Source organism: Natrialba asiatica DSM 12278, from assembly GCF_000337555.1.
Taxonomy (GTDB): Archaea; Halobacteriota; Halobacteria; order Halobacteriales; family Natrialbaceae; genus Natrialba; species Natrialba asiatica.
The window spans coordinates 31,241-45,810 of sequence record NZ_AOIO01000003.1 but is presented as its reverse complement, the minus strand read 5'-3'; the positions used below and the strand labels follow the sequence as shown (position 1 = coordinate 45,810).

The 14,570-nt window shown below is 63.1% G+C and carries 9 protein-coding genes and 3 pseudogenes; 3 read left to right on the top strand and 9 right to left on the bottom strand.

Going from position 1 to position 14,570, the window contains the following annotated elements:
- Window positions 1–124: 124 nt before the first annotated feature.
- From aceB to C481_RS22480, 3 genes and pseudogenes are all read left to right on the top strand, one after another.
- The gene (aceB, locus tag C481_RS00215; protein ID WP_006106719.1) at window positions 125–1,429 is read left to right on the top strand and encodes a malate synthase AceB; all 1,305 of its coding nucleotides are present in this window, start codon (window positions 125–127) and stop codon (window positions 1,427–1,429) included.
- 234 nt (window positions 1,430–1,663) lie between these two features.
- Window positions 1,664–1,853 (top strand): annotated as a pseudogene (locus tag C481_RS22485) (IS5/IS1182 family transposase); the annotation flags it as partial.
- 70 nt (window positions 1,854–1,923) lie between these two features.
- Window positions 1,924–2,372: pseudogene (locus tag C481_RS22480) on the top strand (IS6 family transposase); the annotation flags it as partial.
- Window positions 2,373–2,512: 140 nt separating this feature from the next.
- Here the strand turns inward: C481_RS22480 and C481_RS23270 are convergent.
- The 9 genes and pseudogenes from C481_RS23270 to C481_RS00165 all read right to left on the bottom strand — a co-directional run bounded on the left by C481_RS23270 (window position 2,513) and on the right by C481_RS00165 (window position 14,507).
- Window positions 2,513–3,260: pseudogene (locus tag C481_RS23270) on the bottom strand (TIM barrel protein).
- Between the two features lie 34 nt (window positions 3,261–3,294).
- Entirely contained in the window at window positions 3,295–4,437 is a 1,143-nt protein-coding gene (locus tag C481_RS00200) for a Gfo/Idh/MocA family protein (protein WP_049904261.1), read from the bottom strand.
- Between the two features lie 147 nt (window positions 4,438–4,584).
- Window positions 4,585–6,609 (bottom strand): glycoside hydrolase family 127 protein, encoded by a 2,025-nt coding sequence (locus C481_RS00195; RefSeq protein WP_006106717.1) that lies wholly within the window; start codon window positions 6,607–6,609, stop codon window positions 4,585–4,587.
- A gap of 68 nt (window positions 6,610–6,677) precedes the next feature.
- Window positions 6,678–9,212: a hypothetical protein gene (locus C481_RS00190; protein WP_006106716.1), complete on the bottom strand. Its 2,535-nt coding sequence runs from the start codon at window positions 9,210–9,212 to the stop codon at window positions 6,678–6,680.
- A gap of 187 nt (window positions 9,213–9,399) precedes the next feature.
- Window positions 9,400–10,590 (bottom strand): ABC transporter ATP-binding protein, encoded by a 1,191-nt coding sequence (locus C481_RS00185; protein WP_006106715.1) that lies wholly within the window; start codon window positions 10,588–10,590, stop codon window positions 9,400–9,402.
- Window positions 10,591–10,686: 96 nt separating this feature from the next.
- Window positions 10,687–11,397, bottom strand: a complete 711-nt coding sequence (locus tag C481_RS00180) for a DUF624 domain-containing protein (protein WP_241434605.1) — start codon at window positions 11,395–11,397, stop codon at window positions 10,687–10,689.
- Window positions 11,398–11,399: 2 nt separating this feature from the next.
- On the bottom strand, window positions 11,400–12,272 hold the full coding sequence (locus tag C481_RS00175) for a carbohydrate ABC transporter permease (protein ID WP_006106713.1): 873 nt from the start codon (window positions 12,270–12,272) through the stop codon (window positions 11,400–11,402).
- The gene (locus C481_RS00170) at window positions 12,272–13,186 is read right to left on the bottom strand and encodes a carbohydrate ABC transporter permease (RefSeq protein ID WP_006106712.1); all 915 of its coding nucleotides are present in this window, start codon (window positions 13,184–13,186) and stop codon (window positions 12,272–12,274) included. Before C481_RS00170 ends, C481_RS00175 begins: the two co-directional genes overlap by 1 nt.
- A 1-nt stretch (window position 13,187) precedes the next feature.
- Window positions 13,188–14,507: an extracellular solute-binding protein gene (locus C481_RS00165; protein ID WP_241434604.1), complete on the bottom strand. Its 1,320-nt coding sequence runs from the start codon at window positions 14,505–14,507 to the stop codon at window positions 13,188–13,190.
- Window positions 14,508–14,570: the final 63 nt, after the last annotated feature.

The window sequence follows — 14,570 nt, the reverse complement described above, 5'->3', positions numbered from 1 at the left end:
GTCCGCTCACGGTGACGTGCCGGGGCCGACCAGCTGAACCACGCCGGTTCGGTCCACTTCGCCCGCTGTCGCCGAATCCACCACACAACTTTAATATTAGAACACACTATTGGGAACCGTACCCATGAGTCTCGAACGACGGCACGACCGGGAGTTCGTGAGAACCTTCTTTACCTCCCCGACGGCGGTTGAAGGGGAAGACGATTCCGCGAAGATGATTCGACGAGCGGTCCAGCTGCGCGGCATGCAGGCACCCGACGTCTGGGTGCCGGACAACGAGGACGCGACCGCACCCTCGATGCGCGACGAAGGGGCCGAGAACATCATCAGCGTGATTTCCGAACACGGTGCCGAGTTCCCCGGCGAGATCCACCCGCGTATCGTCTGGCACCGGGACAGCCCCGCAACCCGGTATCAGTGCTTCGAGCACCTCCTCGAGATCGCCGACCCGGAAAAGGACGCGATCGAGCACATCGACGGCTTCGTCATCCCCGAAGTCGGCGACATCGACGACTGGAAGAAGGCCGACGAGTTCATCACCATCGTCGAAACCGAGCACGGCCTCGCGGAAGGTAGCCTGGCCATGTCGGTTATCGTCGAGAGCGCCGAGGCCGAACTCGCGCTCGCCGACCTTCGCGAGGAGATGGGCAAGCCCTCGAACAACCTCGAACGGCTGTTCCTCCTCGTCGACGGTGAAGTCGACTACACCAAGGATATGCGCGCGATCACCCCCACCGGCGGGCTGCCGCCGTGGGAGGAACTACGCCACAACACGTCCCGCGGCGCGAGCGCCGCCGGCCTCATCGCGATCGACGGCCCCTACGACGACATCCGCGACATCGAGGGCTACCACGAACGCATGACCGACAACCAGGCGAAGGGGATGCTCGGCATCTGGTCGCTGACGCCCGGTCAGGTCAAAGAAGCGAACAAATCGCCGCTACCGCCGAAGACCGGCAGCTGGCTCCTCGACGTGAACGGCCGCGAGGTCGAACTCGACGCGGATGACGGTCGATACGTCTACGACGGCGACGACGTAACCCTCGAAACGACCGGTGACGATAGGTACCGACTCCTGATCGGCGGCGACGAGCGCGAACTCGACGGCGACGAACTGACCGAGGAACTGCTCGATCTCGCGTCCTACATCCCGAGTCTGAACGATATCGTCGACTCGATGGAGGAGTTCGAAGCGGCCAAGGAGGCCGGAAAGGGTGCCATCGCCATGAAGCGATCGGCGACCCTGCTCGTCGACAGCGTCGAGGTCGAGATCAGCAACGATCGGATGTGGGACGAGGCGACGTATCAGGCGGCCCAGACACCTATCACCCTGTTCCAAGACGTCTACGAGAACCGTCCCGATCAGCACGAAGAACTCGAGGAACTCTACGGTAAGGATGTCGTCGACCGGGCGATGGTCGTCGGGTAAGGGGGACGCAAAACGTTCGTTACCAACGGGGGCCATGTTCCTGACCGGACAAACAGCGAACGAGTACAATGCTGCCGAAGACAGCACAGACAGGCGTCTTGACCACGCAGCAGTATTCAGTTCGCGGTCTTGCTGAGTGGATCGATGAAGCGAGAAGGAACGGTTCTAGTGAATTCACGACAGCGTCGGGGTAAGCCGTTAGAACGGTTGAATTGAAGCGGAAAAGTACCTTTCATACAAATTGTTCTCGTCCGTTCCGTCAAACAAACTGTCATGATAGCGCGGAAATCACTGATACAACGCTGACACAGATCAGTTTTCCAGCCGGCAACTTTGCTGCTGGTGGAAGCACGCTGCTCTTCACGTTCTCCGTCTTCCCGTAGAGGCAACGCTCCAAGAAATCCTCGACTGGCGAAGTGACGTTCCAGCCCGCCGTCGTCCACGAGAGCAAAGTTCTCGCGCGGCCCATCAGAACGCTCCGCGCTCTGCGGACGGCGAAGCCGTCAAGGGTCGCGGTTGACGAGACCGCTGTCAAAATCAACGACGAATGATATTGGTTATACGATACAATATACATCGAGACAAAGTTGATTCTCGACGCCACGCTGTTTGGTCGGCACGGCATCGATCTAGCGGCTGCGGTTCTGCATAGAACCACCGAGAAACACGATTTCTCGGAGGATTAGCTTCTCGGCGATCAGTTCGGCTATCGGACTTCCCACTCTCGATTAGGACTGAACGGCCAGGTCAACTATACCGTACAAAACCTGGTCAAAAAGTGGTTTCACACCCTCGAAATGCGGATCGACCGTTCCATAACTCGCGGGTGGGCAGTCGGGCGACCGTCCGCGAGTATCTTGGACAGTTTATGCACTACTATAACCATCAGAGACCGCAGCAAGCGCTTGACGGAAAGTCGCTAGCTGAGGCGGTGCAGAACTAGATAGTACCTCCAACTAGTATGTGTTTACATCTGAACAATTCCCATGAACCATCGATATTCAGAGAGTAGTACCCTGTCATCGAACCGCGGATCGACTCTGGGAAACTACCCGATCGTAATCGCGATGTATTCTCGTTCGATCACGAGGACGACTCGGGGAGACGGGCACCGACGGCAGCCATCGCATCGTCGGGATCTCCGGTCGGCGTGAACTCGCAGCCGATGTACCCGTCGTAACCGGCTGTTGCAAGCGCTTCGAGTACGGTTGCGTAATCGAGTTCACCGGTTCCCGGTTCGTGGCGACCTGGAACGTCGGCGATGTGGACGTGGCCGATGCGATCGATGCCGTCCGTGAGCGTGTGAATGACGTTTCCCTCGGTAATCTGCTGGTGGTACGCGTCGTACAGCAACGCCACCGCCGGGGAGTCGACCGCGTTGACAATCTCGAATCCCTCTTGGGAGGACGAGAGGAAGTACTCCGGATGATCGATCGCCGTGTTCAGCGGTTCGAGCGCGATCGTCACGCCCGCTCGTTCGGCGGCCGGGGCGACCCNTGACCCGCGAGAGCACATCGACGACGGTCTCGTGTTGGATCTCTCGTCCGTACGCTGCCTGCTCGGGACCGGTCGTCGCGATGAGCGCCTCGATGCCGTAGTCGGCTGCCGTCCCGATCGACTCGCGGATGGTCTCGACCGCGGCGCTCGACCGGTCGGGATCGGTGAGCGTTCCACCTGCGGTACAGGCGGCGAGCGTCAGTCCGTGCTCGTCGGCAGCGGCTGCGATCGCGTCGAGGTCTTTCTCCCGCCAGTCCCAGAACTCGACGGCGTCGGCACCCGCGTCGGCGGCGCGGGCGACCCGTTCGTGAAACGGTTCATCGTCGTAGACCATCTCGAGACAGACCGAGACGGGAAGGGCCGACACGTTACTCTCCCTCCGTTTGCGCCCCCGTTCCATCTCCGTCCACGGAATCGTCTCCATCGGATTGGGGCGTCAGCGCGCCACTCTCGACCATTGCCTCGAGAGGATTGTCGTCGATTTCGAGCGGCAGATCGACGCGACCCCGCCGGCGCGAAGATTCCCAGGCGGCGAAGATGAGCTCGGTCGCGTTCAACGCGTTTTGCGCGCCGAGTTCGGGTTCGGTTCGCGTTTCGAGACAGTCGACGACGTCGGCGATCGCGCGGTGGACGAGGACCCAGTCGTGGAGGTCGTCGTCGACGTCGACGGTCCGCCACGAGGCGTCTCCCGCGCGGCGGATTCGTAACGGTTCGTCTTCCTCGTCAGACGGCCCGATCTCGATCGTCCCCTCGGTGCCGCACAGCCGGTTGTGACAGCCGGTCACACCCATCGGACCTCGTTCTCCGCGGTTGCTGTCGCTCGTTCCGAGTCCGGAGACGCCGTTCTCGTACTCCCAGCAGACGACGGCTTGGTTCTCGTTGTGCGAGCCGAACTGGACGTTCTCCTCCCGGTAATCGATCTGTGCCATGACCCACTCGCCGGCGGTCTCGCCGACGAAGTAGTTACAGAGGTCGAAGGAGTGCGAACCGTAGTCGAAGATGCCGACCGGTGCCGCGAACTCGACGCGCTCGAGACGGCCGATTTCTCCGTCCGCAAGCAGTTCCTTCGCCGTTCGGACCGCGTCGCTGAAACGGCGCTGGTGGTTGAACGTGAGCTGGACATCGTGACGGGCGGCCTCCTGAACCATCAGACGAGCGTCGCCGTACGTTTCGGCCATCGGCTTTTCGCAGTGAACGGCGTCGACGACCCCCGATCGCACGCAATCGAGTACGATCGGCGCGTGGACGGCGGGCGGGACGCAGACGGAGACGATGTCGGGTTCGACGGCCGCAAGCATTGCGTCGTAGGCCTCGAAAACACGGTCGTCCCGGAGTCCGAACTCGTCGGCGAACGCTTCGGCGTTCGCGCGAACGATGTCCGCACAGGCGACGAGTTCGCAGCTCTCGGTCGTGTCGTACCCCCTCGCATGGTGGTACGCCATCGCGTAACCGTCCTGGTCCGGGTTCTCCGGCTCGGTACCGGTGCCGATAACGGCGGCTGTCACAGTCATAGACAACTCATCTACGAGGCCGAATTTACGCGTTTCGGTCATATCACACCGACCGCTCGGCCGCGGAGTTGTGCGTGTACTCGGTAGGCGCCGTTAGCGTCGAGGAGTTCGTCGCCTCGACCGGCGTGAGGGAGTCGCGTTCGTCGATCAGCGCTCGCGGAGCCAGACGCGCAACTCGCCGGGAGCGCGGTTGTCCCACGCGTAGTACGGGATGGCGGTAACCGATTCCAGGCTCCGACTCGGCTCCGCAGCCGGCCGGTACAGTTTTCCGTCCCATTCCTCGAGATCGGGAACCGTCGCGGCGGCGGTGACGACGACGACGCCGCCGAGGAGGGCGTCCCGGTAGTCGGCGTCGAAGCTCGATTCGGTCTCAGCGTCGCTCTTGATCCCAGTCTCGATCCGGTACTGGTGGGGCGGACGGTCGTGATCGACGCCCTCGAGACAGTAGACCAGCGGCCCGCGCGTGAGCGCGACCCGTCCGGCGTCGGCCGCGACGGCAGGGTGGGCTCGGACCGGGACGACGGGTACTTCGAAGGTGATCTCGACTCGATCGCCGTCCCACTCGCGCTCGATGACGAGGTACCCGTCGTCCGTACGCTCGCCGTTCCTGCCTGAATCGTCATCACCGAGTGCCGTTGGAACTGCCTCGCCGTTAACGCGAATCGATACGTCCTCACACCACGACGGAACCCGGAGCCGAAGGGCGAACTCGGTCGGCGTCGCCGGCTCGACGTCGAGCGTCACCTCGCCGTTCCAGGGGAACCCGCTGGTCTGGTCGAGTTCAACGACAGTGTCGCCGATCGTCGCCGTCGCCGAACTTCCGATGTACTGATTCACGTAGAGACACCGTTCGTCCGACTCGCCACCGGTCGCGTACAGGTAACGCCCGAGGGCGGCGAGCACTCGCGCAATGTTGGGCGGACAGCACGCACACTCGAACCACTCCTGACGGTGATGATTGCCGTCGCTCGCGAGGCGGTTGTCGTAGAAGAACTCGGTCCCGTCACGGGAGCGGCCGACGAGGACGGCGTTGTACAGCGTCCGCTCGATGAGATCGGCGTACCGCGCTCGGCCGGTGAACTCGAACAGCCGCCGGTTCCAGAAGACGCTCCCGATCGCCGCGCAGGTCTCGGCGTAGGCGGTGTCGTTAGGCAGGTCGTAGTCTTCCGTGAACCGCTCGCCGTGGGCGCTCGAACCGATCGCGCCGGTGACGTACATGCGCCGGTGAGCCACGGACTCCCAGAGGCGTTCGAGGTGATCGAGGAGGGCGTTATCGCCTGTTTCGGCGGCGACATCGGTCGCGCCGGCGAAGAGGTACGCCGCGCGCACCGCGTGGCCCTCGACGGACTCCTGTTCGCGGATCGGCGCGTGGTCCTGTGCATAGCGTCCGTCGTACACGCCGTCTTCGTAGAAGACCTCGCGGGCGTCCGAGGCGACGCCTCCGTCCTCGGGATCGTAGCCGCCGAGCTCCTCGAGCCGCTCTAGTTCCCGCGCCAGACGGTCGTCGCGACCCCGGCGTTCGACGAAGTACCGGGCGCGGTCGAGGTACCGCCCCTCGCCGGTCGTCCGCGCGAGTTTCACCAGGGCGAGTTCGATCCCCTGGTGGCCCGGAACGCCGTCGATGTCGTCGCCGAAGCGCTCATCGATATGGTCGGCGAACGCCGTCGCGACGGAAAGCAGCGACTGTTCGCCCGTCGCGCGATGGTGGGCGACGGCGGCCTCGATGAGGTGGCCCGCGCAGTACAACTCGTGCATCATGTTGAGATTCGTCCACCGCTTCTCGGGTTCCTCGAGCGCGAAGTAGGTGTTCAAGTAGCCGTCCTCGGCCTGTGCGGCCGCGATCAGGTCGATCACGTCGTCGATCCGCCGGCGGAGGTCAGAATCGGGAGCGAGATCGGGACTGGAACCGGAACCGTCGCGCGACGCGAGGACGTAACTCGCCGCCTCGAGCCACTTGTATGCGTCCGAATCGGCGAACCACATCCCCCGAAATCCGCCGGCGGCACCGTCGGCCGCTCGGCGGAAGTTCTCGAGGCAACCGCTCTCCTCGAGTTGCTCGTAGTGGTGCCCGAGCAGTCCTCTGCGGGTCGTCTCGAGCCAGTGATTCCAGAACTCGTCGTCGATGGTCACATCGGTCGGGGCGACCGACGCAGCGCGTCGAATTGATGCCATCGAATGACACAGTTCAGTGCAACGACCGTAACTCTTCCCGGTGACCGGTCACGCGGATCCGCTCGATGTTACTCGTCGCGCGCAGTCGCTTCCTCCGACCTCGCGCGGTTCTTCGGCCCGCTGCCCGGGTTGTCACCTCCGCGGCTTGGCGGTTTTCGCCCGGGAACGCCCTCCTCGCACTCCGGCGGCCCCCGGGCGGCACCGCTCTCGATCTCGATACGCGCGACGGCCGACGGCGGCAATTGAAGGTCGAGCGTTCCGTTTCCACGAACCGGCATCGCTTCCGTTGTGACCTCGTAGACGTCCGCCTCCCAGTCGTACCATGAGTCGGGCACGTCGCCGAGTTCATCCTGCGGATCGTGCGGATCTCCGGTCGGTCGCTGGACGGTCACGGTCGCCTCGCCCGGGGCGAACGAATCGGGAACCTCGATCGTGACGGCCGCGTCCGTCCGGAGATTTCGGTTCGTGAGGAACGTACACAGTGCAGCCTCGTCCGGCGTCGCCATCGACACTGCGTCGACGTACGGGACATCATCCATGGCTCGGATCCGGACCCCGGTTTCGGGGATGTCACGCGTCTCGCCGTCGACGGACGCGTCGATCACCTCCCACGTCCGATCGTCGTCGAAGACGGACGCGTACAGTGCCAGCGTGTACCCCACCGGGAGCAACGGATTCGGATCCGCCGGGTGATCGACGTGCTCCGGCGGAAACATCCGCACGGGGAGATGCGTGTGACTCGCCCGCCGCACGTGGTCGCTCTGGCGGATGAAGGCGTTGAACATCCCAGCGACGTAGGCGGCACCCGCCATCGTCGGCATTCCCGGCCACGGATCGCCGTCGGCGACCGTCGGATACAGCCCCCATTCCCCGATGACGAACTCGGGGTCTTCGAGGCCGTGCGACGCCGCCATATCGGCGGTTTCGGCCATGAGTCCCCCGAACTGGGTCGGAAACATGATCAGGACCTCGTTGTAATCGATCCCGTCGGCGTCGTGGTCGGCTTTCCACTCCTCGACGCTGCCGGGGTCTTCCTCGCGGATCCCCCAGTTGTACCGGTGCATGTCTATCCCGTCGAGGTCCGCTCCGACCACGTCGAACACGGTCTCGTTCCAGCGTTCGGGGTCGGGGAGGTTCTCGTCGCCGTACATAGGATCCATCCCGTCGACGATCACCGTGATCGACTCGTCGACGCCCGTCATCGCCGCGACGAACTCGGTCGCCCGCTCGGCGAACTGCGCCGGGTCGTGGGTGCCGCCGGCCTGCCAGCCGCCCCAGACCTCGTTGCCGATCTCCCACACCTCCACGTCGAACGGCTCCTCGTAGCCGTGCTCGGCTCGAAGCGCGCCGTACTCGGTGTCCGTCGACCCGTTGCAGTACTCGACCCAGTTCGCGGCGTCCGCGGGCGTGATCGCTTCCGGCGGCTGGAACTCGCGGTCGGTATCCTCGACGGTCACGCCGACCGTGATCGTCGGTTCGACGCCGGTGAGCTCGCAGAACTCGACGTACTCCGCGGTGCCCATGAGGTTCGGATCGAGACCGTTCCACACAACGTTCGGCCTGATCGGCCGCTCCTCGACTGGGCCGATCCCGTTTTCCCACTTGTAGGTGCTGGTAACGTTCCCGCCCGGCCACTTTAGCAAGGAGACGTTCCGGTCGTCCATCAGGTCGATCGTCGTCGGGTTGAACTTCCCGTTGACCGCGTCCGCGGGGAGCAGCGAGATCCAGTCCAGATCGACGTGACCCGTCCCCTCGGCGACGATTTCGAGGACGTACTCGCCGTAGGGGGAAGCGATATCGTCGAGAGCGCCGCCGGCGAGTTGGCTCCCGCTACGGTCTGTGAGCGCTAATTCGAGTTCATCGTAGCGCGTCCATTCGCTGGTGAGCGTCTCGACCGTCGTACTCGCGAGCACGTCGCCGTCGGGTGCTGTCAGTCGAACCGTGAGCGCGTCGATACCCTCGGTGCGGGCCGAGAACGCGAACTCGTACGTGAGCGTCCGCCAGTCGGGGAGCGCGAGCCGCTGTTTGACTCCGCCGGCCGCGTCGTCGAGAGCGACTCGCTGGTGTTCGTTCCGGGGCTCTTGGTCGACGGTCGGCCACCCGCCGTCGGATTCCCACGTCCCGAGACCGCGCACGCCGCCCTCGGACGGTCGCTCGAACGCGGCGTCGCCGACCGGTTCCCAGGGAAATGGAAGTCCGTCGTACCGTCCGACTTCGTCGAACCCGTAGACGTGGGAGACGTGATCCGGTTGAACCTGTCCCCAGGCGACGAACGACGTGTTTGTGACGTGTTCCGCGTAGATCCCGGGATAGATCTCGTGTGCGCCGTAGTGCTCGGCGAACCGTCCAAACAGCGTCTCCGGGACCGCTCGCTCACCGCGCTCGTCGGCGTCCATCGTGACCGTCGTCGTGAACGAATCGGTCGGGCCGCCATCGTCGACCCGGTCCTCGTTGCCGGCTTTTCGGTCGGCATTCGCGGTATCGCTACCGGCTACTAGTCCACCGCCGGTCGCTAGACCGGCCGCAACTACGGCCTGGATGCCGAGGTACCGCCGCCGTCTCATCGAACGATTCGCTGACGATCGGTTGTCATTCTCAACCATGTGCCCTCAATCGTTGTCCTATCTAATAATAGCTAATGGTTGTAAATTTCGGAAAGAACGGATGCCGTAGCTAGATGACAAACCGCTGTGGAACTCCCCGATGGGTCCGCTATCCTCGTCCCGGACACCCGAGCGGGTTCGCCACTCCAGCAGCCTTCTCACGCTCTCGAGAGACAAGCGAGATTCCTCACGCGACTTCTTCGGTCTCCTGCTCCGCCGCTGCGGCGTCGGCGCCGGTATCGGCTTCGGCGGTGCCTGGCTCGGTCGTCCGCAGGTCGGCCAACAGGTTCTCGCCGCTTCGCTCGTCGAAGAGATGGATATCGGCGGGATCGAACGCGAGCGTAACCTGCTCGCCGACGGCCGGCTTTACGTCGCCGGGCACTCGAACGCGGCACTCGGTCCCCTCGATGTCGAGGTAGACGAAGTTGTCGCTGCCCGCGACTTCGACCACCTCAACGGTCGCCTGGACCGTATTGGTGCCGGTCGCATCGTAATCGATATCCTCGGGACGGATTCCCAGTTCCAGGTCGTCACCGGCGGACCCGTCGAGTTCGTCGGCGATCCGCGCGGGAATATCGTACTCGAATCCGTCGCCGACGAGCGTCGATCCGTTCGAGGCGACCTCGAAGAAGTTCATCGCGGGGCTCCCGATGAAGTCCGCAACGAACCGGTTCGCCGGATTGTTGTACACCTCATCGGGAGGCGCGAACTGCTGGAGTTCACCCTCGTCCAAGACGATAATCCGGTCGCTCATCGTCAGCGCCTCGTGTTGATCGTGGGTGACGTAGATCGTCGTCGTCCCGAGTTCTTCCTGCAACCGCTGGAGTTCGGTCCGCATGTGAACCTTGAGTTTCGCGTCGAGGTTCGACAGCGGCTCGTCCATCAGGAAGATCTTCGGATCGCGGACGATCGCCCGACCCGTCGCGACGCGCTGTTGCTGGCCGCCCGAGAGTTCGCTCGGCTTGCTGTCGAGTTCGTCCTCGATCCCCATCATGTCGGCCGTCTCGCGGACCCGCCGTTCGATCTCGTCGTCGGCCAGGTCCGTCGTCAGTCGGAGCCCGTAGGCCATGTTCTTCTCGACGGACATGTGCGGATACAGCGCGTAATTCTGGAACACCATCGCGATACCCCGGTCTTGGGGCTCGACTCCCGCGATACTCTCGTCGCCGATCCGAATGTCGCCGGCGGTAATCGTCTCGAGACCGGCGATCATCCGAAGCAGCGTCGACTTCCCCGACCCGGACGGCCCGACGACGGTGATGAACTCCCCGTCCTCGATGTGGGCGTTGAACTCGTCGACGGCGACGAAGTAGTCGTTGTACACCTTTCGAACGTCGTCGAACGATACCGCTGCGGTCGTCTCGTCCGTGTTAACCATAGTGAATCCTCCGTTGAACCGGGAAAACGACCCGGTGCGTCGATTCGCCCGTCGTCGGGGTGGCGGTGCGCGGATGTCGGGTGGCTGTATTGCGACTCATGATGTGGCTATCGTACGTTCGCCGTGGTGATCGCGGTTCGATTCGGCGGGCTCGGAAACGTCGGCGATGAACTCGGTGTGAAGCCCGAATGCGACGCCGGCGAACAGCAGGGCAACGGCGACGGTCAATACCACCGTGACGAGAAACAGGGCGCCCGTCACGACGCCGAGGGAAACCGCGCCGACGGGGTGGGAGGCCGTCCAGCGATACCCAGCTGCCAACGCGGCGGTCGCGGACGTACCCGCGGCCAACTCGAGCAGCGTCGGAATCAGTACGAGTCCGGCGTACAGACCTACGTACGTACAGCAGAGCGCGAGAAGTCCCGCCGCGACCGTTCCGGTGGCGAGGAACGCGAGCGCGTAATTCGTCGCGATTGCGAGCAGCGCCAGCGGAACGAGCGCGAGCAGCGTTGCGTGGACGAACTGGCGACGGACGGTCGTGGCGACCGCCTCGCAGTCGACGCGATCCGCGCCGTCCTCGCGCAGCGACAGCACCGCGCGGTACGCGCCGACCGTCGCCGGTCCGATCGTCACGATCGGCAGCGACGCGAGGAACCAGGCGAGGCTGATTCCGATCACCGAGACGAGGTGGTCCCAGACGAACCGAGTGGTCCCCCGACACGCGGCGTACAACGGATCCACGCCTGAACTCTGTGATTTCGCACGCACCGTCGTTTCCGACTGCGGGGGCGTTTGTGTTCCTGACATGGTCACTTCGTCGTCCCCTGCATTTCGACGGCTCGAACGAGGTGTTTTTGCATCACCAGGAAGACCAATAGAAGCGGTACCGAGGCGACCACGGCCGAGGTCATGATCACGCCCGGCTCTGTGACACCCAGGTTATCCTGTAGCGTCACCAGCCCGATCGGAAGCGTGTACATCGAATCGTCCTGGAAGATGAGCAGCGGCCAGACGAAGGCGTTCCACGTCCAGATGAAGATGAACAGTCCGAGCGCCGCAAGCGCCGACCGCATCAGCGGCAACACGATGTGCGTGAACACGCGGAGCCGCGAGAACCCGTCGAGCCGGGCCGCCTCCTCTAGCTCCTCCGGGATATCCTTGAAGAACTGGACGAGCATGAACACGCCGAGCGGGTTGGCGGCGCTCGGAAGGACGACACCCCAGATGGAGTTGACCAACCCGAGTTCGCTCACGATGATGTACACCGGGACGAGATTGACGATTCCGGGTACCATGAAACTGGCTACGATGATCGCGAAGATCGCACGGCGTCCCGGCCAGTCGAGCCGGGTCAGCGAGTACGCGATCATCGCGTCGATCAGAATCACGACGAGCGTCGTGATCGCGGCCAGAATGACCGTGTTGGCCGTCCACTGGACGATCAACGAATTGTTGAGCAGGTACTCGTACCAGTAAAACGTGAGGTCCCACGGGATTAGGTGTGGCACTTCGGCGTAGACCAGGTCTCGCGTCATGAACGACGTGGCGAACATGTACCAGTAGGGGAGCATGAACAGGAACGCCGTCCCGTAGAGGGCGGCGTAGAGTCCGATCGTGCGGAGTCGGTCGCCGGTAAGCGACACGTCGTCGAACAGAGCTCGAGTTCGGGATTTCGTACTCATTAGTCGTCACCTCCGAGGAAGTAGTAACTGGTCGCGGAGACGGCGATCAGGATCATGAACAACACGTACCCGACCGCGGCGGCGTAGCCGAACTGGCGGCCGGTAAAGGCGGTGTCGTACAGGTACAACACGATGGTCGTCGTCGAGAACGACGGTCCGCCGTCGGTCATGATGAACGGCTGGCCGAACACCTGGAACGAATTGACGAACGTCACGATGACGACGAAGACGAGCGGGTTCTGCATCTGCGGGATCGTGATATCGCGCATCATCCGCCAACTGCTCGCGCCGTCTAGCTTTGCCGCCTCGTAGAGCCGATCCGAAACGTTCTGGCGCGCGGCCAGCAGGATGATGAAATTAAACGCGAGCTGCCACCAGATGGTCGCGACGGCGATCGCCGGCATCGCGAGATCGTGGGAGGTCAGCCAGTTACCGCCCCCGAGGTAGTACGAGACGAGTCCCGAGGCGTTGAACAGTTCGGTCCACAATAACCCGACCACGGCGACGGTCAGCACGTACGGACTGAAGAAAACCGTCCGCAACAGCCACTGTCCCCTGACCTCGCGGTTGACGCCGAGCGCCAGCAATAACGACCCGACGACGATTGGCGGCACCGTGAGGACGACGAAGTAGACGGTATTCCACAGCGCGTTCCAGAAGTCAGGATCCGAGAGCAGAATCCGATAGTTCTCCAGCCCAAGGAACTGCGACTGAGCCGGATCGAGCGCGTTCCAGTCGTACAGACTCATGTACAACGCGAGGAGTAACGGCCCGAACAGGAACGTTCCGGCAATCAGCAGGTACGGGAGCGCGAACGCGGACCCGGCAATCCACTCGCGAGTCGACGACTTCGAGAGGTCGACGAGCGTCGATCCATTTGCGTTTGCGTCTCGTTGTCGGTTTGCTTGTCCCATATTACCTCCTCTCGAATGTCTGTGTGACGCCCGCCGCGGCGGTTTCGATGACCGCCTCCGGCGTCAGATTGCCCGCGCGCATGTCATCGAGCGGCTGATAGATCTGTTCGGTGTACTCTTCGACGTTCGGGGTCGCGGGCGGTCGAACGATCTGCTCCTCCTCGACCATCCCGTAAAACGTCTCGAGTGTCTGCTCCCAGGTATCCGATTCCCGGAGCGTATCACTGTTGAGTGCGACCTCGCTGGCCGGGAGGTGACCGGCGTCGTATCCCCACTGGTCGTTGAATCGCTGCGAGAGTAAGCGGACGGTCTCGATCGTCTCCTCGAGTCGCTCCCGGTTTCGATCGTTGCTCTGTGGGATAATCAGCATGTGGCTATCCCCGACCGTGACCGGATCGTCCGCGTCCGGCATGACGAACGGCTCGGTTAATCCGAACTCGAATCCCGCCTCGCGGACGACGGTGATGTGCCACGTCCCCTCGATTTTCATGCCGACTTCGCCGCGATTCCACGCGTCCCAGCCGTTTGTCGGGTCCACCGGTGCCCACTCGCGCTCGTGCACCCAGTCGTGCATCTCCCGGACGACCGCCAGGCCGTCGTCAGTCTCGAAGGCGGGTTCGTAGTCGTCCGTCAGGAGCTGCCCGCCGCGGCTGTGTAACAGCATCCGCATCGTTTCGGCGGCGTACTGTCCTTCGGGGAAATCTAACGCCCAGTAGTCCGTGTTCTCGACGATCGTCTCGGCGACCTCGGCGAACCGTTCGGGCGTGTTCGGCGGATCCTCCGGATCCAGTCCGGCCTCCTCGAAGATTTCCTTGTTGTAGTAAAGCCCGAAGGGGTGCGTATCGATCGGCACGGCGAGTTGTTCGCCGTCGACGACCCCACCCTGGGCCATTTCGTCGAGGTACGGTTCGGTGCCGATTTCGTCGGTGACGGACACGAGACTGTCCTGATAGTCCCGCATCATTCGGGAGTGCATTACGCCGATATCCGGGGGATTTCCCCCGACCATCGACGTGTACAGGCGGCCGTAGTATTCCTCCCACGGTACCCGTTGCTTGTTTATCTGCAGCCCGTCGTACGTATCGCCCGCGTTTATCTCGTCGACGATCGCTTCCATCACGGTGCCGTCACCGCCGCCGAAAAGCGTCCAGTATTCGACGCCATCACGCGATGCCCCGATATAGCCCGTACAGCCAGCCAGGCTGGCCAGGCCCGTGATACTCGTCATCTGTAGGAACCGCCGCCGCCCAGGCGAACTCGAGTTCAGTTGATCGCCCGAGTCGCCGCTCGGCATCGGCGGTCCATCGTCATGTGTTGGCACACGTCATCAAAACTGAACGATGGTATATACAATTTTCGGAAATATTCCGAAGTTATATATTTT